Origin of the sequence: Flavobacterium notoginsengisoli, assembly GCF_014207905.1 — a bacterium.
Lineage (GTDB): Bacteria > Bacteroidota > Bacteroidia > Flavobacteriales > Flavobacteriaceae > Flavobacterium > Flavobacterium notoginsengisoli_A.
The window spans coordinates 478,923-501,119 of sequence record NZ_JACHLB010000002.1; the positions used below are offsets into that span (position 1 = coordinate 478,923).

At 43.3% G+C, this 22,197-nt stretch carries 21 protein-coding genes; 6 read left to right on the top strand and 15 right to left on the bottom strand.

Going from position 1 to position 22,197, the window contains the following annotated elements:
• Positions 1 to 623 precede the first annotated feature (623 nt).
• The 3 genes from HNP35_RS08950 to HNP35_RS08960 all read right to left on the bottom strand — a co-directional run bounded on the left by HNP35_RS08950 (position 624) and on the right by HNP35_RS08960 (position 2,179).
• Positions 624 to 1,412 carry an anti-sigma factor gene (locus HNP35_RS08950; protein WP_184160492.1) on the bottom strand — a complete coding sequence of 263 codons (789 nt, stop codon included), beginning with the start codon at positions 1,410 to 1,412 and terminating at the stop codon, positions 624 to 626.
• The gene (locus HNP35_RS08955) at positions 1,413 to 1,943 is read right to left on the bottom strand and encodes an RNA polymerase sigma factor (protein WP_109193296.1); all 531 of its coding nucleotides are present in this window, start codon (positions 1,941 to 1,943) and stop codon (positions 1,413 to 1,415) included.
• A 74-nt stretch (positions 1,944 to 2,017) separates the two neighbouring features.
• Entirely contained in the window at positions 2,018 to 2,179 is a 162-nt protein-coding gene (locus tag HNP35_RS08960) for a hypothetical protein (RefSeq protein ID WP_184160494.1), read from the bottom strand.
• 874 nt (positions 2,180 to 3,053) lie between these two features.
• Here HNP35_RS08960 and HNP35_RS08965 point away from each other — a divergent pair.
• Positions 3,054 to 3,608: a fasciclin domain-containing protein gene (locus tag HNP35_RS08965; RefSeq protein ID WP_184160496.1), complete on the top strand. Its 555-nt coding sequence runs from the start codon at positions 3,054 to 3,056 to the stop codon at positions 3,606 to 3,608.
• A gap of 220 nt (positions 3,609 to 3,828) precedes the next feature.
• Here HNP35_RS08965 and HNP35_RS08970 read toward each other — a convergent pair whose 3' ends face one another.
• The 4 genes from HNP35_RS08970 to HNP35_RS08985 form a co-directional block, all read right to left on the bottom strand.
• Positions 3,829 to 5,043 carry a DUF6596 domain-containing protein gene (locus HNP35_RS08970; RefSeq protein WP_184160498.1) on the bottom strand — a complete coding sequence of 405 codons (1,215 nt, stop codon included), beginning with the start codon at positions 5,041 to 5,043 and terminating at the stop codon, positions 3,829 to 3,831.
• Complete coding sequence (locus HNP35_RS08975; protein ID WP_184160500.1) at positions 5,033 to 5,389, bottom strand: YciI family protein; 357 nt, start codon at positions 5,387 to 5,389, stop codon at positions 5,033 to 5,035. The genes HNP35_RS08970 and HNP35_RS08975 overlap by 11 nt, the downstream gene beginning before the upstream one ends.
• 469 nt (positions 5,390 to 5,858) lie before the next feature.
• Positions 5,859 to 6,302, bottom strand: coding sequence for a response regulator (locus tag HNP35_RS08980; protein ID WP_246453413.1), 444 nt, complete (start codon positions 6,300 to 6,302; stop codon positions 5,859 to 5,861).
• Positions 6,292 to 9,654: a PAS domain-containing sensor histidine kinase gene (locus tag HNP35_RS08985; RefSeq protein WP_184160502.1), complete on the bottom strand. Its 3,363-nt coding sequence runs from the start codon at positions 9,652 to 9,654 to the stop codon at positions 6,292 to 6,294. Before HNP35_RS08985 ends, HNP35_RS08980 begins: the two co-directional genes overlap by 11 nt.
• A 506-nt stretch (positions 9,655 to 10,160) precedes the next feature.
• On the opposite strand from HNP35_RS08985, the gene HNP35_RS08990 reads away from it, so the two are divergent.
• The gene (locus HNP35_RS08990; protein WP_184160504.1) at positions 10,161 to 10,631 is read left to right on the top strand and encodes a DUF1016 N-terminal domain-containing protein; all 471 of its coding nucleotides are present in this window, start codon (positions 10,161 to 10,163) and stop codon (positions 10,629 to 10,631) included.
• A 323-nt stretch (positions 10,632 to 10,954) separates the two neighbouring features.
• On the opposite strand, the gene HNP35_RS08995 is transcribed toward HNP35_RS08990, so the two are convergent.
• Together HNP35_RS08995 and HNP35_RS09000 are read right to left on the bottom strand one after the other, a co-directional pair.
• On the bottom strand, positions 10,955 to 11,959 hold the full coding sequence (locus tag HNP35_RS08995) for an SDR family oxidoreductase (RefSeq protein ID WP_149207812.1): 1,005 nt from the start codon (positions 11,957 to 11,959) through the stop codon (positions 10,955 to 10,957).
• 238 nt (positions 11,960 to 12,197) lie between these two features.
• A complete protein-coding gene (locus tag HNP35_RS09000) occupies positions 12,198 to 13,148 on the bottom strand; it encodes a hypothetical protein (protein WP_184160506.1) in 951 nt (316 codons plus the stop codon).
• A 284-nt stretch (positions 13,149 to 13,432) separates the two neighbouring features.
• Between HNP35_RS09000 and HNP35_RS09005 the strand changes: the two genes are divergently transcribed.
• On the top strand, positions 13,433 to 13,816 hold the full coding sequence (locus tag HNP35_RS09005; protein ID WP_184160508.1) for a response regulator: 384 nt from the start codon (positions 13,433 to 13,435) through the stop codon (positions 13,814 to 13,816).
• Between the two features lie 104 nt (positions 13,817 to 13,920).
• Here HNP35_RS09005 and HNP35_RS09010 read toward each other — a convergent pair whose 3' ends face one another.
• Positions 13,921 to 14,349, bottom strand: coding sequence for a response regulator (locus tag HNP35_RS09010; protein WP_184160510.1), 429 nt, complete (start codon positions 14,347 to 14,349; stop codon positions 13,921 to 13,923).
• A 273-nt stretch (positions 14,350 to 14,622) separates the two neighbouring features.
• Between HNP35_RS09010 and HNP35_RS09015 the strand changes: the two genes are divergently transcribed.
• A complete protein-coding gene (locus HNP35_RS09015) occupies positions 14,623 to 14,868 on the top strand; it encodes a hypothetical protein (RefSeq protein ID WP_149207808.1) in 246 nt (81 codons plus the stop codon).
• Positions 14,869 to 14,964: 96 nt separating this feature from the next.
• Here HNP35_RS09015 and HNP35_RS09020 read toward each other — a convergent pair whose 3' ends face one another.
• Genes HNP35_RS09020 through HNP35_RS09035 form a run of 4 tightly spaced genes read right to left on the bottom strand, consistent with a single transcriptional unit; the run spans position 14,965 to position 17,481 of the window.
• The gene (locus HNP35_RS09020; RefSeq protein ID WP_184160512.1) at positions 14,965 to 16,278 is read right to left on the bottom strand and encodes a PcfJ domain-containing protein; all 1,314 of its coding nucleotides are present in this window, start codon (positions 16,276 to 16,278) and stop codon (positions 14,965 to 14,967) included.
• Positions 16,275 to 16,664, bottom strand: coding sequence for a Cas9 inhibitor AcrIIA9 family protein (locus HNP35_RS09025; RefSeq protein WP_184160514.1), 390 nt, complete (start codon positions 16,662 to 16,664; stop codon positions 16,275 to 16,277). The genes HNP35_RS09020 and HNP35_RS09025 overlap by 4 nt, the downstream gene beginning before the upstream one ends.
• Positions 16,665 to 16,690: 26 nt before the next feature.
• A complete protein-coding gene (locus tag HNP35_RS09030; RefSeq protein ID WP_184160516.1) occupies positions 16,691 to 17,050 on the bottom strand; it encodes a DUF7222 domain-containing protein in 360 nt (119 codons plus the stop codon).
• Between the two features lie 44 nt (positions 17,051 to 17,094).
• Entirely contained in the window at positions 17,095 to 17,481 is a 387-nt protein-coding gene (locus HNP35_RS09035) for a single-stranded DNA-binding protein (RefSeq protein ID WP_184160518.1), read from the bottom strand.
• Between the two features lie 320 nt (positions 17,482 to 17,801).
• Here HNP35_RS09035 and xseA point away from each other — a divergent pair, with 320 nt between their 5' ends.
• A complete protein-coding gene (xseA, locus tag HNP35_RS09040) occupies positions 17,802 to 19,238 on the top strand; it encodes an exodeoxyribonuclease VII large subunit (protein WP_184160520.1) in 1,437 nt (478 codons plus the stop codon).
• The gene (gene xseB / locus HNP35_RS09045; RefSeq protein WP_379786629.1) at positions 19,213 to 19,422 is read left to right on the top strand and encodes an exodeoxyribonuclease VII small subunit; all 210 of its coding nucleotides are present in this window, start codon (positions 19,213 to 19,215) and stop codon (positions 19,420 to 19,422) included. Before xseA ends, xseB begins: the two co-directional genes overlap by 26 nt.
• Before the next feature lie 244 nt (positions 19,423 to 19,666).
• On the opposite strand, the gene HNP35_RS09050 is transcribed toward xseB, so the two are convergent.
• Entirely contained in the window at positions 19,667 to 21,955 is a 2,289-nt protein-coding gene (locus tag HNP35_RS09050; protein ID WP_184160522.1) for an ATP-dependent helicase, read from the bottom strand.
• Positions 21,956 to 22,197: the final 242 nt, after the last annotated feature.

Below are 22,197 nucleotides of genomic sequence, written 5' to 3' on the forward strand. Positions count from 1 at the left end.
TGCCTCACATCATTGATTTATGTTTATAAAAGAATCGGGCCGGCGTACCAAACGCTTCAGGAGTAAACTAATTTTCTGCCTCAGCTGAGCAATAATTGATAATCAGAGAATGAGAGCGGAAAATTCAATAAATCATGAATAGCTAACCATTTTTAATGGGTTTTCATTATTTCAATTAAATAGAAATTCAAATAAAAGGAGTATGAGTCTATTCCATTTTTGGTGTTCGAATCCTGTTGACTTTTAACTTACGCCAAGCTTCAATTTTATCTTATTTTAAAGTGAATTTGGAATATGATTATTTAAAATTGCTGGTCAAAAATAGTTTATAAGCATCGTCGGCATTAAACGTTAAAAACGTTAAACTTAAACTTTTTAATCAAATAAAGTATCAGTGGAAAGTATGTAATTATTGAAAGCAGGCTTTAAAATTCTACTTTGGCGGCACAAATTTAAACTATTACCATAGAGAATATTCAAATCAAAATTTGACGATGATTTTAGATTTTTTTACTACGGCTAACGGATTTGGGTAAAGTTCCGCCAAAGTGCAGTATTGAATCCCAAAAAGCGCATATTGAAAAGGATCAATATGCGCTTTTTAGTCAGGACTTTTTATGGAATTAGACTTTTCCTAAAGTATAAAGCTGCTCCATTGTAGGTGCAAGGCTTCCCCCTGCAGGTTCCAGCGTGATGCCAAAAGCTTCAGCTGAATCGGTTTGGCTTACAGCGAAGATTTTTTGAGAGTTTTCTTCAAAATTATCCAGCAGACCAATACTTGTCGGGGTAAGCACCGGACTTAGTTTTAAAGACCAAACCTGGTAAACCATTCCTTTTGGAGGGTTTGGCAGACCTGCCGCGTCGACATAAGTCGTTTTTGTTTCTTTGTTCCAGTACACTTTTGCAAATGATGCCGGAGATACCGATTGTCCGCCCAGAGCAACGCTTGTGTTTTTAATGTCTCTCACAATGCTGAGGATTTTCTCAGTCTGTTTATTCTGCTGGTCTAAAAAAGCATATTCTCTTTCAATTTTATTTTTTTCGCCTCCAGCCTCAGAGAGTGCCTGTTTAGATTTTGACAGTTCTAAAGTCTGGTATCCAAAACCTAAGAGCAGTAATACGGCAGCCGCCCAGCTCAAGTACTGCGAACGGTTAGATGGTGATTTTATATTGATAACTTTACCATCGTTAAGCTCTAAACGCGCTTTTATTTTGTCGAAATTGGCAACCGAATGGAAAGGCGAGAAGCTTGATGATAAGGCTGAAACAGCTTTTTCTATAGCAATGATTTCACTTTCAACCTCGGGGTTTTCTCTGGCCAATTCGGCAATTTCCAGGTTTTCTTTTTCTGTAAGCAGGCCGTAAACGTACAGTTCTAATATGCCTGATTCAATATATTGCTTCGCTTCCATTTATATCTTTAAATAATTTCTTAAATCGTTGATACAGTTTCTATTTTGTGTCTTTACAGTTCCCAGAGGTATAGCTAGCTCTTCTGAAGCTTCCTGCTGGGTATATCCTTTAAAGAACAGCAGATCAATAATCTCAATGCATTTTGGTTTCAGTTTTTTAACGAACTCCTGAATACCAATTGCATCTAGTTTATTAGCTAATTTATTGCTGTCATCTAACAGATTTACGAAATTATCCGAAGAAAGGTTTTTTTGGGTGTTGTTGAAATTTTTGGATCGCAGCTTGTCAATCGATGTATTCCTAGCAATATTAAGGATCCAGGTGTAGAACCGGCCCTTGCTTTCACTGTAGCTATCGATGTTTTTCCAGATTTTTACAAAGACTTCCTGCAGGACATCTTCGGCTTCTTCCCGGTTTTTTACCAGAACATTTATGACCGAAAACAAGCTTTTTGAGTACATATCGTAGAGATGGGTGAAAGCTCTTTCATCTTTTTTGCGGATTAATACCAATAATTCTTCTTGGCTCATAGGATTGGATTTAAAGCTTAAATAAATTTTAATTTCGTATAAAGTGGTAATGCCGGATAAAGGTAATTTATTTTTTACGCAAATAATCCAAAAGCAGAAATAAAGGGCATCACTTTAAAAAATCCCAATTTTCGAGGGTGTATGCTGTGCTGCTGTTTTAATCTTGCAGAAATCGATAATTTTGCCTCTTTCTTAATGCCGGATGCAGAACTTTTGTCTTGTTTAGCTGCATCCATTTTTTTGCGGCTCCTTTCAGTAGAGAGTTACATTCCATTAGAGATTGATTTTTTTTCATGCAAATAGGATTATTGCTTTTAGAGATGCACAACGGCATTGAACTGATCTCCTTCTTATATTTTGAGGACATCCTTTGAATTGCTGATTTTTTGAGTTGCTTACGTTGTTTTTAGAGTTGGAATAACAGTTTTTAAGTTTTAAATTTGTAAATATGACAAAACTGATAACCTTAAAATATTTATGCATTTTTTCCGCTCATCTTCGGTAATTCCAATGAGTACGCTTGAGAGAAATATAAACTGTTTTCGGGACAGCTTCTGCTGGCCCAGCAGTAAAAGCTGTTTTGTTTTTAAAAGTTGTTTTTTGAGCATTGTCCTGAATGGAATGGTGTGGAAATGCAAATATAAACCGCCAGCGCGGTTCTCTCTAGGATATAATGTTAATGTAATACCAATTTTGAAAGGCCTTTACATATGTGCCGATAAAACCACCAGCAGTTCAGCAATAAACTGATGCATTTTCATAAAGGACTCAAGGTGCCTGCGTAAAGAAGTTGCCAGATTTATTGGATAAAAACAGCTTCATCCATATGATGCTGCTTTTATAGATAGGTAAGGCCTAAAGATATTGGTGATATTGCCGGCCTTGAACATTCCAGCTAAATTTTAGAAGATGGGTTTTTTAATTTTTGAGCCTTTTTCAATATCGCCTGGAAAAATAGAAGAAAAATTATTTTTTTTATAAGCCTAAGAAGCAGGATTTAAAGCATTTGTGCTTTTTTATTTCATTTTTTTCAATATTATTTTTTTTTCATGAAAACCAGAAAGCAGTTTAAAGCGTAGATGACTTTATAACTTTAAAAAAAATGTAATTATGAAAACTAGAAATTTTTTAGCCTTGGCAGTCTTAGCATTGGGATTCGGATTTACGATGAACGCTCAGAAAACCGTGATGGTGGGAGGGGCAGCAATGTATCCAAATAAAAACATAATAGAAAATGCAGTCAACTCTAAGGACCACACCACACTTGTGGCGGCGGTAAAAGCTGCGGGACTGGTAGAGACGCTTCAGGGAAAAGGCCCTTTTACCGTATTTGCGCCGACAAATGAAGCCTTCGGCAAACTTCCTGCAGGAACAGTAGACAATTTACTGAAACCGGAAAACATGAAAATGCTGCAGACTATTCTGACCTACCATGTGGTTGCCGGAAAGATGAACAGTTCCGATATTGAAAAAGTTATAAAAGCAGGAAAAGGAAAAGCAGTGCTGAAAACAGTAAGCGGGGGTACGCTGACAGCCTGGATGGAGGGTAAGGATTTATATATCAGCGATGAGAACGGCAATAAGTCTAAAGTTAGCATAGCGGACGTAAACCAGTCAAACGGTGTAATCCATGTGGTTGATACTGTCCTGCTTCCAAAGATGTAATACTGTAAAGAGATTGTATGTGATAAGCCCCTTTTTTAAAGGGGCTTTTTTATGCTTTTCAGTGTTTGGATTTCCCGGCGGAAAGAAGTGAAGACCGGCAGGCTTTAAATGATGCCGCTTTTTTAATTTTATGCAGTTCTAAAGCCTGCGGCTGGAGATCATGTTTCTTATCGGAAAAGGTAGAAATCAAAAAAGACATATCAATTGAAATATTTTTATTTTATAATCCGACTGACTCGTTTTCCAGCAGGTATTCTTTCCTTATTTTCTGGTTCATTTTACTTAGCACCGATGTGAACAGATCATCGGACTCTTCAGGTCTGGTTTCTTTTAAGATTTTAGCTTTTACAAGAGAAAAATAGATATGTTCGGCCGGCAGCTCTTTTTCAATCTGACAAAGAATCTGCAACGCCTGCTGCGTTTTTCCAATTTTAGCCAGACAAAAGCAATAGTTCAGTCTTGCAATAGGAGACAGGTAGACCTGCTGCATGATTTCATGTAATTTCACAATATCAAGCCAGTCATTTTGTGTTAGCTCCGCAATGGAAATGTACCTGCTGATAATAACCGCTTCAAGATAAAAACGGTTTAAGGTTTTGGGCTTTTTAAGATAATGAAAGCCTAAAGCTATCAGTTCCGTATTCCATTTTTCGCGGTCCTGGCTGAAAAAAGAAATGAGCCTGCCATTGACAACCCGGGCTGCACTTCTTGCGGCATGAAAGCAGAAAAGAGCCATCAGACTGCCTGTGGAGCCATACTTATAGCGGCCGTATAAAAGTTTAGTCAGAGCCATTGCGTCCAGGCATAAATCTTCATTGAAAACCCCTTGGGCCTTTTCATCAAAACAGTCGTAGCCTATATTAAAAACAGCGTAAAATATTTCTTCTGCCCTGGCGATATCTTCCCTGACCGCTGCTATTGAATCCAGTTCGACAGTTTTGCCCTTAAATTGGGACTGGATGTTTTTCTTTGTCCTGTTAATGCTTTTGTAAACGGCTTCTTTACCCATCAAGGTGCAGCCGCTTATTTCAGATAGGCTTAACCCAAAAATATCTTTAAGAACAAAGAGTATTTTGGCTTGGCTGGAAATATTTTCTACAGCAGATATAAAGAGAACGGTCTGAAGCCGCAGGTCAGTTTGGCAGCTTTCCGCCGCAGAACCTTCAATATGTTCCGCAGAAAAACTGTTTTTTTCTTTGTCCTTTTTGATCTGGTTCAGAAGGTCATTTCGGGCAACGATGAAAAGCCAGTTTTCCATATTGTTCAGGATGGTATTCTGGCTGCGTATTTTTAAGGATTTTAATAAGGAATTATGAATGGCATCCTCAATTTCAGAAATATAATCTGCACCAAACTTATTTAATAACGCTGCAAACAGCTTTCCGTACAAGACCCGGTAATTCTTTTCTTCCCCGAAAAACATTTCATTGCCCATAATCTTCCATTTCCATTATCTGACGGATTTCGGTAGTGCCTCCGCAAAGATGCGTGGGACATTCCTTAGCCAGTTCGACAGCCGTTTTTAAATCCTCTGCCTGCAGTAAGTAATATCCCCCAATAATTTCTTTGGATTCCAGATGAGGCCCGTCTTTGATGATGCAGTCTTTCCCGCTGATCAAAACACTTTTTTCCTGCAGTCCGTCGCCTGAAATCAAATGTCCTGCCGCGGCTAATCTCTCTGCCCACCTCATATGCGCATCAGCCAGTTGCTGCATTTCTTTTGAAGAGAGCTCGTTTAGTTTTTCAATGTCTTCATGAAGTAATAATAGGAACTTTTTCATAATAAATTATTTTTAAAATTTCATTAAAGACATCTGGGTGTTCCGGTTTTGGACATTTATTTATTTTTTTTCAAAATAAAAAGCCATTTGGACCCTTGTGTGTGATGGATGTAGAATTCCAGCTGTTACTGGGCTGCATCTGAATTCAAAAAAACTAATAAAACTAAGGAGATTTTTTTAAATCTGCTTAGTTTTTATGCTTTAGTTATGAATCTGCTTTTAAAATTCTTTGAATCGGTAATCTCAAATAGGACGGGATGAATTCTTGCTTTTGGGCCGCTGAAAAAACAGCTTTAACTTTTTGCCGCAAAGTTGAGAGAAGCTTTCCGCTGTTCGGCTTGCAGCAGAGAAGAGTCTGCATTTAATGAATTAAACCCCATGTGAAGAGTTCAAAATTTAAAAAAGGGCATGTTTTATAAAAAACAATCCCTTTTTAATAGTTGTAAGCAATGCAATGGAAATCTGCAGTTTAGAAATTCTTTATGGCTGCCATAATATCCTTTCGCTGCTGCTGCAGCGAATATTGTTTGGTAAGGAAAAATGCGGCCTTGTTTTCCATGGCAAAATTCCTGTCCAAATCACTTGAAGATGTCGTATATATGATAACCGGTATATCCTTCAGGTCGGGATCCATTTTAATGTGCTGCAAGAAGGTACGCCCGTCCATTATGGGCATATTGAGGTCCAGAAAAATCAAATCCGGCTTTGTAAAGTTTTCAGATTTAAGTTTTTCAAAGGCATCTGCGCCATTTATGGCTTGCTGCAAAACAATTGAGGGATGGTCTTCGGCAAGCAGTTCAGCAAAGATTTCGCGGTCGTCTGGATCATCATCAATTAAAAAAATGGTCGTCATATGTGTAATAATGGAGTGTAAATATACTATTTTCCCTCCTAATTTTTTATCATCCCCCATTTTTTTCGTGCACTGCAGGCATAATAATAGTAAAAACAGTGCCTGAGCCTTCCTGCGATGCGGCAGTAATTTCACCATTATGGTTCTGCATGATCTTGCGGCACATGGCAAGGCCGATTCCGGTGCCTGAATACTGGTCGTTTCCATGCAGGCGCTGGAAGATATTGAAAATCTGTTCGGCGTACTGCTGTGAGAATCCAATGCCGTTATCGCGCACTTCTATTTTGATATAGGGAAGTTCCAGATCCAGTGCATGCAGCCTGAGTTGAGCTTCTGGAACAGGCTGTGCGTTAATGCTGATTTCGGGCCTGGTGCCGGGCTTGGTATATTTCAGGGCATTGGAGAGCAGATTGCCGAAAAGCTGTGACATCTGAAGCGGTATGGCCTGCACGAGGGGAAGCTGCCCGATGCTTACCTGGGCATTTTTCTGTTCGATGACCAGGTCAAAATCTGCCAATATTTCGCTGAGCACTGTATTGAGGTTTACCGGTACAAATTGATGTGAAATATGGGTGAGCTTTGAAAACTGCAGCACATCCTTAATGAGGTTCTCCATCCTTCTGGAAGAAGAGCTGATCTTGTCGATATAAGTATTTACCTTCTCGGGGTTCTTTCCCAGATTGTTCTGCAGCAGATCGGTAAAAACGCTGATCTTTCTTATGGGTTCCTGCAGGTCGTGGGAGGCGATATAGGCAAACTGCGAAAGCTCGCGGTTGTTGGCCTCCAGTTCGGCATTTTTAGTCTGCAGCTCGGCGGTCTGTTCCTTTACCTTGAAGGTAAGCTCCTGCTGGAGTTCCTTTTCTTTGGTCACGTCCTGCGCCGTGCCGCTGAGTGATTTTACCACACCATCCTTGCCGTACTGCACCTGGGCGTTGGCATGGATAATGCGCTGCTGTCCTGTTATTTTGTTTACAATCTGAAATTCATAATCATAAAATTGTTCGGCCGAACCGCTGAGGGCCTCTTCCAGGGCCGCGGCAACTTTATGCCTGTAGGGTTCGCTGATGCGCTGCAGGAACTCTTCCCGGTCTGCGGTGCCGGCGCTTAAACCGAGCCACTCCTTAAAACGGTCCGAACAGGTAATGGTTTTAGTTTCGGCGTCGAGCGTCCATGTGGAGAGTTCGGCCAGTTCAATAGCCCCTGCGAGCGCCATCCTTGTCTCTTCGAGTTTTTTGGTGGCGATGACCTGATCGGTAACGTCAATGGCAATGTCCATAACTCCGTAAATCGTGCCTTTGGAGTCGCGGATCGGGGTATAGGTAAACTCAAAGTAGTAGGTGCTGATTTTTCCGTCGAGCTTCAGGTCCGCCGGTACGGAATGGCCGTAATAGGTTTCGCCTGTACGGTAGACCTGCTGCAGGATATCCATAAAAGGCTGCCCCCTTAATTCGGGAACGGCTTCTTCCAAGGGCAGCCCTATCACGGAGCTGTCCTTGCCCCAGTATCCAATCATGATATCATTGGCAATTTCGATCTTCATATCCAGTCCTGTAAAGAGGCAGATCCCCACGGGGGACTGCTCGATCATCGAGGTGAGCTGGTTCTGGCTTTCAATAACGGCCTGGCGCACGGAAATTATTTCATCGATGTCCATGCAGAACCCGGCGTAGCCGCCGTACTGTCCGTCGGCATCATAAAAAGGGTCGCCGGCGGCGCGGCACCAGATCAGCTGCCCATTGTTTTTCCTTGCCCGGAAAAGCACATCAAAATGGCTTTTCTGCTCCAGGGCCTTAAGGTATGCTTCTTTGGTTTTTTTATAGTCCTGCTCGGCAATGACCCAGGTCCATTTTCCCTCCAGCAGTTCCTGGTAGGGCACCCCTGTGAAATCAATAAGGGTTTTGTTGAAATAGGTAAACATTCCCTGCGGATTGGAAAGCCATAACCCGGTAGGGGAGCTGTCGGTTACATTTGAAAAATGGCGGTCTGCCTCCCGCTTGTTCATCTCAAGTCGTGACTGTGCCTGCTCAAGGGCCAGACGGCTGTTTTCTTTTTCGGTGATGTCGGCGACCGTTCCGGAGAACATCGGTGCTTTTGCTTCGGAATTGACGATGCGTGCCGCTGATATGGCAATGTGGTGTATGCTGCCGTCGTCCCAAATAACCCTTGGGGCATAGTTAAAGGTGCCATTTTCCATGCCGCTTTTGATGGCGCCGGTTCTCAGATGCAGGTCATCGGGATGCACGTATTTGAGGAAATCCTTCCTGCCCAGGCCGGGTTTAAAATTCCCGGTGAGTATCCTGCTGAATTCAGCGGAATACTCCAGGGTATCAGCGGCATAATCCACGCTGAAAAGTCCCAGAGCCATGCTCTGTATGGTAAGATCGGTGAGCTGTCTTGATTTTTGAAGCTCTTGAGCCGCTTTGCGGTGCTGGGTGATATCCTGCAGAATGCCGTTAAAGCGGTAAGCGGTTTTAGTATTGTCAAACCATGCCTTTCCAAGGGCATGCACAATCCGCGGTATTTTGGTAATGGGGTGGATGATGGTATACTCAATATCGTATCGCCCGCCTGATTCGTATCGGAGGGCATAATTAATTGATTCAGTGACACGCTGACGGTCCTTCTCTGCGACTGCCCCCAGGGCATGTTCGAGTTTCACCTGCTGATCGGCTTTGAGCCCGAACCAGTCCTTGAGCCTTGCATTTGAAGAAAAGCTCCGTGTCCTTGGATCCAGGTCATAAGTCCCAAATTCGGCTGCGTTGATGGCAAATTCCAGCTCGTCGCTGCTTTGCTGCAGATGAAGTCTGCTGTTTACTTTTTCAGTGGTTTCATTGCAGATTACCAATACACCCTTGATCTGGCGGCGGTCGTCCCTTATCGGGCTATAGCTGAAAGTCCAGTATACGTCTTCCATTTTGCCGTTTCGGAATATTGGCAGCAGCAGGTCGTCGTACCAGATGCTTTCTCCCGTTGACAGCACTTTTTGAATCAGCGGATGGATAAAATCCCATATTTCAGGCCAGCAGTCCACGGCTTTCTGTCCCATGGCTTTGGGATGTCTGCCCTCATTTCCGAAACTGGGACGATAGGCATCATTGTAGAACTGTATCAGCTGATCACCCCACCAGAGAAACATCGGAAATTTTGAGCACACGATTGTGGCAATGGTGTTTTTGAGGTTCTCCGGCCAGTTGTCCGGAGTGCCCAAAGTATGGCTTTCCCAGTCAATTTTTTCAATTAGCTCGGCGGCTTCACCTCCATTTTGAAGAAAGTAAAAGTCTGAAGTATTTGGTTCTTGATTCAATTTTCTAGTTTTAGGAAGGGCTGCTGCATACAGGATAACAGTTTTGGTTTTTGTAAAAGTAAGCAATTTTATTTTTTGTTGCGGTTCCGATGGAACGGACTTCTTCATCCGGTATGCTGTTTCTGCCTAACAGCCAGCGTAAAAAAATAGTTTTTGTCATGCGTAAAATTAATTTTTCCGCTGTGGCAGCTTTTATACAATTTTTATGGAAAATTTTAAAATTGTCACTTTTAAGTCTTTAGTTTTTCAACTGCATTTGCGGCATAAAAATTTAGTTAAATAATGCCAAACACTACATCTGCATACTGTACTGGCATTTTAAGGTTTTGTCTGTGGGAAGCCGGAGCCGACTATTTTTTTTAACCATTTTTTTGGATGTGTTAATTTAGAATCCTGGCTGTTTTAAAAGCATTGATCCGCATCGCTTTTAAAGAGTGTCTGATGTCTTACTGCTTATTTATTTCTAAAAAAAACGCAGGGCGGATGCTGTTAGATTTTTTATCTTTGAAATATTCAATTTTTATTTAGGCCTTTAGCTGAAACTTTTAATAAAAATTGTGATGATTTCAACTAAATTAGAAGCCCTGTAATTTGGTTAAGCATGATGGGATACTATGGCGGAAAATATAAATAATACAGCGTTTATTGAAGCGGATTTAATCAGCGAGTTATCCCGCCTTGCCGAGCAGACCAAACAGCAGGCTAACAGTTCTTCAGTGCTGCTTTTTTGGGAAATTGGATTTAAAATTAATGAAACAATACTTGATAAAAAACTATCAGAAAACGCACGACAGATCGTGACTGCCTTGTCGTTGGAACTAACGGATAAATTCGGCAGCAATTTTGAAGAAAAAAATCTTCGGACAATGATGCGGTTTGCTGATGAGTTTGCAGACAAAGAAATTGTCGCGAGACTGTCCCGGCAATTAAGATGGTCCCACTTTTTAGCTATTCTGCCTATCAACAATACAGAGGCTAAACTCTTCTATGCCAATCAGATTAAGGACCTGCTGATGAGCGTCAATGATTTAGGAGAGCAGATAGCCGCGAAAACTTTTAAACGTACTGAAACAGGAAAATATTAACAGAACATCTCCATTTGATGGACAGTACTCTTTTAAAGAACCTCCTGGGATGTTTTTTTAAATATAGGAAATGTTTTTTTAGAAAAGACTTGTTACAGGAATACTTGGTTAGGTAAAAAAATGGAGAAGATTTAATTTAGTTTTACTTTTTATCATCAAAATCAAATCGCCGGCATATAGAATTGCAGTATCTCATTATCAGTCTCTGATTGCTTTTATAAAAAATAGAGTATTTTGATGTAAATTTTTATTGCAGCCAATAAAAACCTCTGCAGACTGCTATTGCAGAGGTTTTGTACTTTATAAATCCTCTCTCTGATTGATTATGGATTGCCTTCACCGCCGCTTGAGCCATAAATCTGCCCAGTTGCATAGCTGGCATCTTCAGCGGCGAGCTGTACATAAATGGAAGCCAGTTCGGCCGGCTGTCCTGGTCTCCCCAAAGGAGTTTGGGATCCAAATTCTTTGAGTTTTTCCATACTGGCACCTCCGCTTACCTGCAATGCAGTCCACACTGGTCCTGGGGCTACACCGTTCACTCTGATTCCTTTTGGTGCCAGCTGTCTGGCCAGTGATTTGATGTAATTTGTAGTGGCGGCTTTTGTCTGGGCATAATCGTATAAATCTTCGGTGGGAGCATAGGCCTGCACAGAACTTGTTCCGATGATGGATGATCCCGGTTTCAGGTAAGGCAGCGCCGCTTTGATAATCCAGAAAGGAGCATAAATATTGGTTTTCATGGTCCAGTCAAATTCTTCTGAGGAAATATCTAAAATGGATTGGTGAGCCTGCTGTCTTGCCGCGTTGTTGACTACTATATCTAATCCGCCAAGGGCTTGGGCTGCCTGATCGACAAGAGATCTGCAGAACGTCTCATCGCGGAGATCCCCGGGAATGGCAGCAGCCTTTCTTCCTGCGGCTTCAATGAGCTGGATCACTTCCTTTGCATCTTCCTCTTCGGTAGGGTAATAGTTTATGGCAACATCAGCTCCTTCTCTTGCATAAGCAATTGCGGCGGCTCTTCCCAAACCGGAATCGCCTCCTGTAATGAGGGCCTTACGGCCTTTTAATCGTCCTGTGCCTTTGTAGCTTTCTTCACCATGATCCGGTCTCGGATCCATTTTACTGACAAGACCCGGCCATGGCTGCGACTGCTCATTGAAGGGCGGTACTGCATATTTGGTGACAGGGTCTTGCATTTCAGCAGCATGGCTGTTTTGCTGTGCGGCTGGATTTAAGGTGTTTTCGCTGTGCAGCGCGCTTTCTCCAAGTGCAGGTGCCACACCGGTCTGCTCAGCATTCTGCGGTATATTGTTTTTGCTTTCCATAATCATTTACTTTTTGCATTTTTAAAAATCATCTTCTTTTTTCCTAAAAAAAATGGAATCAAATTTAAAAAACGAACCAGCCTTCATTATTATAAGATTACAGCAATTTTTTGCAAGATATAGAGTATCGAATGGTAATCTGCTGTTTTCAGCTGTGCATTGCGATCAGCCGCTTCTTGGGAAGCTCAAAATTTAGATGGTCCTCTTTTACAGCGTTTTGTGTTTTTTGTCCCGCTTTTTAATTCTCTATCCGGGCAGCTTGGGCCACCATTCGAAACAGAGGTTCGTATTTTCTCAGCTGGTGATCCAGATTCTGGTGCGCAGCAGCAGGGCCGATGCTGCCCTGCAGGCAGTATAACTTGCCCCCACTTGCCGCCATAAACTGGAGCATGCGCACCTTCATGTTTTTTTGGGGCTCGTCCAAAATTTCCTCTATTTCCGCCATTATGCCCGGCATATCATCGATGGTAACCGGCTCTGTGCGGATCAGCCTGCTTTGCGGGGGTATCATTTCCTGCATGGATTTTTCATTAAGTGCAAGGTTTTGGTATTCTTGGGGCAGATCATGAATTACGATCAGTATCTTTTCATTTCCTTTTCCCTCACAGCTGGTAAACTGCTGCACGGCTGCGGGCATTTGGGCTTCCTGCGCCTCCCAGCTTTTGGGTATCGGCAGCACAACCACGCTTTGGTCTGCTTTGGGATGGCCCTTTGTGGAGAATTTTACCGTATGGCCGTCGATTATTTCCTGATGGGGCGCGTCATGGTAGGCAAAGGCGAGCAGGCCTTTGGGAAGAGCGGCAGCCGGGCTGAACCCTATTTTGTCTTTGACGGCCTGAAGAAATTTGGCCGTATATTCTTTCTTTTCAATAGGGTGCTGCAGCTGCTGGTTTATCAGGGAGTCAATGTGTTTTTGAAAGCTGCTGAACTGCGGATCAGCGAGCTGCTGCCGCAGAAAGAGTTCCGCATTTTTCTCTGCCCTTCCAAATACCGCCTGAGCCTTTTGCTGAAGGTCGGCCGCTTCTTTTGCAAAGGCAGGGAATTGGCTGGCGGCCTTTTTCAGGGCGGCACTCTGTCCTTTCAAAAAAGCATAGGTTTCCATGGCAAGAAGCACTTTAGGATCATGGTGCTGCTGCGGATAACACCCCCAGACAGCCAGTGCACAAAAAAGGAGCAATAGGGTTCTCATAGTCTGCAGTTCTAATTTAAAACCAAAATAATACAGATAGGCAAGGATGAAAAATCCTATAAAAACGCAAAAATAATCTTCACGGCAGCATTGTTCTTATATAATTCCAAAATAGAGTTGTAAAATTTCCACATCTGGAGGCCAGCATCCATTTGCCGCAGAAAATCGCCGTACCTTTAAGGCGGCTTTATAGGTGATTTATCTTTTTTTGCCTGCCGCGCCAAACCGCATCGGGCTAAAAACCGTATTTAACTGCAGCCGAGGAGCTTAAAAATGTATGTGCCATGTTATATAGAAATATTCTGCTTATCGATGATGACCGTGAAGATGCCGAGCTGTTTATGGAAGCGGTAGACCAGCTCAATAAAAACATACTGCTGCGATGGGAGAGCAGTCCGCAGACTGCCTTGGAAGAACTCAGGGGGTCTGATAAGCTGCCCGAACTGATTTTTCTAGATTATAATATGCCCAGAATCAATGGGCTGGAGCTGCTGGTCTCTTTAAAAAATGACGCAAGGCTGAAGGATATTCCTGTAGTGATGATCTCGACCCCCTCAGCGGATTTCATGAAGAGCAAAATCGGGCAGCATAACATCCTTGCCTATATCAGCAAGCCCAACAGTTTTGGCGAGCTTCTTTCCCAGCTGGATTCGCTTTTGCAGCCATAGACATTTTGATGTTTCGAGCAAGAAAAAAAATAGAAAGCCTCAACAGATTTTACCTGAAGTTCAGCGGGCGGATTGGTACAATATAAATAAAGCAGAGGTGCTTTTTACAATGCTGATCCCGGAGTAAGGCTTAGGCGCCAGTATTCCACAATGTTTTTTATCATGGCTTGATAGACTGAGAAGTCTTCTTCTTTCCTAAAGTATCCCTGTACTTGGCAGCGGTACGCCCTGAGCACATTTTCTGGGTTTTTCGAGGTGGAAAGAAAGATGTAAGGAGTACATTTCTCGCGGATTTCCGTCAGGGCAAGTATCTGTTCGCGGAGTTCAAAGCCATTAATCTTGGGCATATTGATATCTGACAAAATAAGGAAAGGCCTCACCTTCGAATTGGAAAGGTAAGAAAAGGCATCCATTGGGTCTTCAATGAATTTTATTTTGTTGGGATAGTCCAGGCTTTCAAAAATATCCTTAAGGAAGAGCCTGTCATCCTCGTCATCTTCGATTATTATTATTATTTCTCCGTTACTTCTCATGTCTTAAAGATGCGCTTTAAATTAAGTAATTTAGCTTTGTCCAGTTTTGATTTTCCATTGTGAGGGCTAAACGTTTTTAAGATTCTGCCTTCCTAAAATTAAATCATTTCCTTATTTTTTTCTTACAGTAAATTTTATTTTTCTTACTAAATTAACATGTACGGTAAAATGCTGCTTGTCTTTTTTTTAACAGTACCCGGTGCTGCGGCTGCGGTCTTAATTGCTATATTTGATAGGAGAATTACAACTACCCTAACATACAGATCTTTCACAATGGAAAAAGCAATACAATTAAAGGTGAGAAAAGATTTGGACCCGCACCAGCAGCTCACCGTGATCAAGCTCAAAGGGAGCCTGATTTCGAAAGGCTATACCGAGATCATCCATATCCTGGACCAGGACGAGGAGTATCATCTCAATACCTTTGAAACGGATCTGGAGAAGCGCGGTGAAGCCCGGCAGTATATAACGGCCTTTATCGATCAGGAAAACCTTGCCGATGCGATTACCTTAAAGTAATGCGGCTTTGGCAGGCATTGGAATCCAGAGCCCGCCGTCCGGGAGGACGGCGGGCTTTCGGGCTTTGATTTCACTGCATAAAAAAAGCCGATATGCTTATCGGCTTATAATTTTGGGTTTTCTTTTTTTCATGCGCTCCTTTATCTGATACAAGTTTTGGCTCAGCAGCTGCAGGATCTGTCTGTGATGTCTGGAGGGCTTGTTTTTCATTCCCCTGCACTGCAGGATTTCCATACGGCTGAGTGAAATTTCGATGGTTTCTACGGAATTCTCGCAGACCTTTGCCGAGAGTATCAGCGAATCTTTTCTAACATAATACTCATTGGTGAACACGCAATGCCCCAAGTCGTCGCCCTCGGCCATAAAATCTTTTACTTCTTCAATAACGGAAATGCTGAGCTGCCCATCGCGGAACGACAGCCCGAAAAAGCGCTTTTTGTCGCTTGCATATCTTTTCTGCGCCTTTTCGATTTCAAGGCGCAGGTCGCGGAGTTTTTTCTTGCGAAGCAAGTCCCTTTTCTTTTTTACTAAATGGTCGTGCGCTTCACTGAGGTTATCGGGGCATACATAGAGCGCACACGAAAGGTCTTTTTTGAAATACCGCAGCAGTTCGAGATAATCCTCCCAAACGGGGACATCTGAAATTTTGTAATGGTTTCGGATGACGGTTTTGACCGCCTGCCAGTTGCGGCGGATGTTCTGCCGTGATGCGCACAGGTAATACTGCAACAGGTTCAGCTGTTTTGCCTTTAGCAGGGTCTCGGCGATGGGGTCGCTTAGAAGCGATGAAAACAATAAGTGCGGTGCAATGTCATATACCGAAGTCTTGAATCCGTTGCGTTTTAAAATCGGAAGCACTTTCATCTGCGGATAGACCTTGAAAGGATTGATATAGAATCGGGCGTTGCGGACGAAGTCCTTTGGCTTTATTTCAAGCGGGGAATAGAATTTCCAAGCATCAAGGCTACTGGAAAACACATTGGTGCTGAGCGCAAGGGTGCGCACTTCCCCTTTGGGGTTTATCCAATGCTGCATGACTTCCTTATGGAAATAGCAGGGCAGGAAATTCTTTTTCATGTGTTTATGAGATATGACCATGCGCACCACCTGATACCCTGCACATTGCTGCACTACGGCAAAATATTCGCTTTCTTTGAAATGCACCTGATTATAAGGCATCATTTTGAGTCTGCCTGCACAGGCAGGGCAGGAAGTGAACTTGGCGCAGGTGGTTGGACAGGAGGGTTTCCAAACGTGGGCGCAGTCCAGGCAGTAGAACCTGCTGCGGGACAACACACCCCATTTGAGAAAAATAGTCTGCTCTGCCCAAGTAAATACCTCTTCTCTGATAGGCGCAAGAGAGGCGCTCAGCGCCGTCAGCTGCTTTTCGATGATGGTTTTGGGTGTCATAGGTCAAAGAGTTTCAGAGTGGTCTGCACCGCAGGTTTTACGTCTTTTTTTACGGTTGGAACAGGTTCGCTTTTGACTGGCGCAGCAGGGATTTCGGGCTGCGTAAAAAGGTCGGACGGTGCAGGGGTCTGCACCACGGCTCTGCACGCAATCGATGCAGGCTTGCCGATAGAATCATCGGTGTAGTACTTTACTGCCATGTCGAAGATTTCCTGATTGTCAAAGGCGCACAAGCCTGTTTTTTTGACCTCGCCGAAGATATAATGGATGCAGCTTTCCAAGTTTTTGGAAGCTTTGGCATAGTTTGTCTCAAAGGCGGCATCGCCCTGCGCCAAAGTGCTGAGGTATTTCTCTATGGCATTTTTAAAATTTTCAGAAGCTTTCATAAGAATAGATTTAAGGTTGAAAATTTCTATTCAAAGAGCCTAGAATAGAGCTCATAACAATATTCCTCGAAGCAGAGCCAGCAGACAAAGGTGTAATGCGGTGCCCCAAATCGGTTTTCGATCGGCTCGCCGACAGCTTCTTCCAATTCAGTACGTATATTTTCAAGGTCATCGATATGTTCGATGTAAAACGCTTTGCAGTCCGTGTGGTAGATAAATTCTGAAATCATGCCGCTCACGCATCCTCCCTGCTGCAAATCAAGGAAAAAGGATTTGAGCTTTTCCCTGCGTTTTCCGCTGTAGGAAGTAATGCTTTTTAGGATAATTTCATTAAAGGCATCGCTTACACGGTACCCACTGTAATTTGATCTTTCTAAGGCTTTCATACTATTTCATTTAGGCGTGTATAAAAATTTAATGGAGATAACAATTAGAAGGGCAGGTCGTCAGGCTCTTCGTTTTTATTGTCCTTTTCAGCCGCGGGTACTGCTTTTGTGCTCTGCGTCTGTGGGAATACAAGGATTTTAATATCCGAGGTGTGAAAGGTCAAAGCGCCGTGCGCACGGGCGTCATTTCCGATATAGACATTCAGTCCGATGCGTCCGAAGAGCTGGACGAGAGTACCTTTTTTAAGCCACTGCACCAGTCCCGACCTGAGCCAGTAAGAACAGTCGATATAGGTTACAATCTTTTTGACCTCTGTGCTTCCTTTGGGTTTATAGCTGTCGTTGACCGCTATGGAGAAGTTTACGACCTCACGGTTTTCTTTTACTTTGAAAACGGAGGCATCTTTTACAATTCGTCCTGTGATTTCCATGACAATAAAGTTTTAGTGAATACTCTTTTAAGTTTTCTTTTCCCCTGCTTCCCAAATGAAATTTTTCAAAAGAAAAAACGGGAAAAAAGAAAGCAGAAGAAAAGTGTCCGGATACCGAACCGGAGTGCTATAAGTCCCGAAGGGCGGCCAGGGGCCGTTATGCGCATGCAGGTGAGGGCGGGCACTACTTTGGCTGCCCTTTTAACCCGTTTTGAATTGAAAATTAACCTCTCTTTTTTCTGTTTTTGAGATCCGCCTGAGAATAGCTATCTTAGCGGTGAAGAAGAAAAAACAAACAGCAGCAGACCCCTAAAAACAATATGGGACCAGACCAGTATATCAGACTCTCACAGCTCACCGGCCAGATCCAGGATACGATCCATTCCCGCTTTAAGGGACAGACGTACTGGGTAGTGGCTGATATCACCAACCATTCCTTCAAGGCAGATAAAAAGATCCATTATTTTGAACTGGTGGAGAAATCAGAGAAAGGCAGTGTGATCACTGCTAAAATAATGGGCAAGAGCTGGGGAGCAGGAGCGCTGAAGATCCTTGATTTTGAAATCATCACCGGACAGCGTTTTACCAACAACCTTCATGTTCTTGTTCAGGTGAGCGTGGATTTCCATCCGCTGTACGGTCTCTCGGTAAACCTTCTGGATATCGACAGCAATTTCATGCTCGGCATCCTGGAACAGCAGCGCAACGCTACCCTTACAAGGCTTGTAAGGGAAAATGATTTTATACACAAAGAAGGCGAGGGATACTCCACGCTGAACAGCCGTCTTAAATTTGCGGCAGTAATCCAGAGGGTTGCGGTGATTTCCTCAAGCAGTTCTGCCGGGAATGAGGATTTCCGCCATACGATGCAGCATAATGATTTTGGCTATGTTTTTCAGATTGATGACTATCATACCGTTGTGCAGGGGGACAATAACGCCAAGCTGTTCCTAAATAAACTCATAGAAGTCTATAATACCGGAATTCCTTATGATGCCGTTGTCATTACAAGGGGAGGCGGATCGCAGTCTGATTTTCTGATTTTCGACAACTACAATATCGGAAGGGCTGTCGCAAAATTCCCGATCCCTGTGATAACCGGCATCGGACACCAGAAAAATGTCAGCATTACCGATCTGATGGCCCATACCCATACCAAAACCCCAACCAAGGCGGCGGAGTTCATCATAGCGCACAACCGCAGTTTCGAGCAGCACATACTCTCGCTGCAAAGGACCATAGCCATCAAATCCCAGCAGCTTTTCCTCGGGCATTACAAGGAACTCAGCGAGATCAAAAATCTGGTCAGCCATAATGCAAGGGAACTGATTGCCGCGAAGAAAGAAGGGCTTATGCTGCAAAAGCAGCATATTTCGCAGGCTAGCCGAAACCTGCTGGCAGAAAAAAAGCAGCATCTTCTGCTGGCTGCGCAAAAAGCACTGCAAAGGCCGCAGAGCATCATCCAGCAGGAAAACAGCAATCTTCAGCATTTAAAAGCGAACCTGAAGATCTTTACCAGCCAGTACCTGCGAAGCCGCAGACTCCAATTGGAGGACCACCATAAAACTATAAAGCTGCTCTCCCCGCAGAATGTGCTCAGCAGAGGATATGCCGTGATCCGAAAAAACAATAAAATTGTAAACGGAGCAGGGAGCATAAAGGAAGGCGAAGAGATTGAAATAGTAACAAAAGATGCCGTACTGAAAAGTACGGTCAACGAAAAAATAGAATATGATGGAAAACACACTGACTTATGAGGCTGCAGCCAAAGAGCTGGCCCTGATCGCCAAAGAGATGGAAGACGAAACCATCTCTGTGGATGAACTGGCTGCCAAAGTAAAAAGGGCATCTGAACTGATAGAGTTCTGCCAGGCAAAACTAAAATCGACCGAAACTGAAGTGGCTAAAATTATCAGCGGCATGGAGAACAGCAAGGAGTAAAACAGGATGATGCACACTAAAATACAGCTTTGCAGCGTTATAGTTTAAGGTACATTCAGATAACACCGCATGCATGCCTTTTATGAAAAAGTTTCAGGTACTGCCTATTATACGCCGATACAAGACAAAGCCCATTGCTGTTTGAAACAATGGGCTTTTGTATAAAAAATGATTTAAGTACCGATACGGCAATACCGCTCTGATGAGCCGGTTTTTACCATTCTTCCTTTTTACTGTCTGTATTTTAATCATTAAAAATACGGCTATCCTCACTGTCAGCAAAGCCGTTCTGCTGCTCCTGGTCTGCAAAGGGATCCGGTGCATTTTTTAAGTTTTCCTGGATATCCAGAAGTTCGGCAGGGGAAGAACCCTCAGGTTCAGCATCTGATGCGGCAGTTAGGAAACGAAACGAAAAGTCAATGGGTTTCTCTTTTCCCATTTCAAAAAAATGCACCGTGTACTGGTTTTTCTCCCTGTCCACAGCAAGCACTTTTCCTTTGTTCCAGACAGGATGCATTACAATATCTCCCTCATTGAACGCGGTATCTTCACTGTTTTGAGCCGCAGCTGCCGATGACTGCGCCGCCTGAAGGATTTCTGCTGACAGTTTCCCTTTACGCACATAAAATTCTTCCTTGATTTCAAAGAGGAACCTTGACGGGTACTTGCTCAGTCCTGTGGTAAAATTAAAGCCTTCCGAGTCGGTCATATAAAACCTTTTCTCAGCGCGGGTGACTGCCACATACATCAGCCTTCTTTCCTCCTCGATTGCCCGTTTTCTTCTTTCTTTTATGGAAAGGGCGCTTGGCAGTACCCCTTCGGTAAAACCGCAGAGAAACACATAGGGAAATTCAAGCCCTTTGGAGATGTGGATGGTCATCAGGCGTACCTTATCCTGATTTTCAGTGTCTTTGTCCAGATCGGTATAGAGTGCAATTTCCTGCAGGTATTCGGCAATATTTACAGGGCCGTTGTTTTCTTTTTCCAAAAGCAGCATGGAGCTTACGAGCTCTTTTATATTTTCCAATCTGTCCTCATCACCGTCCTTACGGTAGAGTTCTGACAGTCCGCTTTTATCGAGTATTATCTTAACCAGATCGGAAATGGAATTTGTCTGGGCATCTGTTTTCAGCTCTTCAACCAGAGCCAGAAAATCTACAGCCCCTTTTTTATTGAGCTCTTTATCCTCAATATTATTTTGCAGCGCCTGCAGCAGGGACAGGTTCTGTTCGCCTGCCAGAAGGCTGAGCCTTTCGAGAAACTTTTTCCCCAGTCCTCGGGAAGGGTGGTTGTGCATGCGCAGAAAAGAGAAATTATCGCCCTGCACGATAAGCCTTAAAAAGGAAAGCACATCTTTGATTTCCTTGCGTTCAAAAAAACGTACGCCGCCAAATATGGCATAGGGAATGTTTTCTTTGATCAGTGCCTGTTCAATATTTCGGGAAAGATGATTGGAACGGTATAGGATAGTGATATCAGAATAGGCGGCATTTTGGGTCTTCAGGATTTCCTTGATTTCGGAAGCCACCCAGAAGGTTTCCTCAAAATCATTTTTTCCATGGAAATGCACCACTTCAACCCCCTCGGGATTATCCGTGACCATATCCTTGTCCACCCTTACCTTGTTGTTTTTGATAATATGGTTGCCGACTTTCAGGATGTTTGGCGTAGAGCGGTAGTTCTGGTTCATGATAATGGTTTCCGTATCCGGGAACATCCTGTCGAATTCCACCAGGTATTCGGGTTTCGCGCCGCGCCACTCATAGATCGTCTGGTCGGGATCCCCTACCAGAAACAGGTTCTGGTGCACACGCGAGAGCATTTCCACCAGATGGAACTGGCTGTCGGAGCTGTCCTGCGCCTCATCGACCTGTATGTAATGCAGCATTTGCTGCCATTTGAAAAGCACATCAGGATTGCTGTCGAGTATGAAAGCCGTAAAATGGATCAGATCATCGAAATCCAGCGCATAATTGCGTTTCTGCTTGTCGAGGTATTTCTGATACACGCGGCTGGAGAGCGATTCCTTCTCATCGGGCTCAAAGCTTTTATTCTCGAGCATATATCCCAGATAATCGGAGGTACTTTTCTGTTTGGAGATAAAGCGGAGCACCTGTTTGAAAGTGAGGTTTTTGGAATTGATATCCAGTTCGTTGAACACCTCCCTTAAAATGGTTTTCTGGTCTTCGGCATCCAGTATGATAAAATTTTTCGGGTAATGGATTTTGTTGATTTCCTCACGCAGAAAACGCACGCAGAAACCGTGATAGGTTGTGATGAAGCTGACATCAAAAAGGTCGCCAATGAGCGCCTTGACGCGTCTTTTCATTTCCTGCGCCGCTTTATTGGTAAAGGTCACGCAGAGGATATTGGAAGAATTGATTCCCAGCCTGTCCACAATGTAGGCAAAGCGGGAGGTAAGGGCCTTTGTTTTTCCTGAGCCGGCTCCTGCAATAACGCGCACATAGCCTTCCGTGGTCTTCACGGCTTGGAGCTGGCTGGGATTAAGGTTCTCTAGTATTGGATCGTTCATTTTTAAAACGGAATGTTTTTGATCTCTATTTATTTTTTAAAGCAGAGGGGCAGATCAAAGAGTCTGCAGCACAAATTTATGCAATTAACTCAAAAGAAAGGTGAGAAGTAATTGTTATATTCAGGATGCTTTACCTATCCTTCAATGCGGTAAGCGGTTATCTTAAAATAAAATCCTGAAGAGCATCATTTGACTGCTTAATCAAAAAAATGCCCTTCAGGATCTTTTCCATCTTCTTGTTT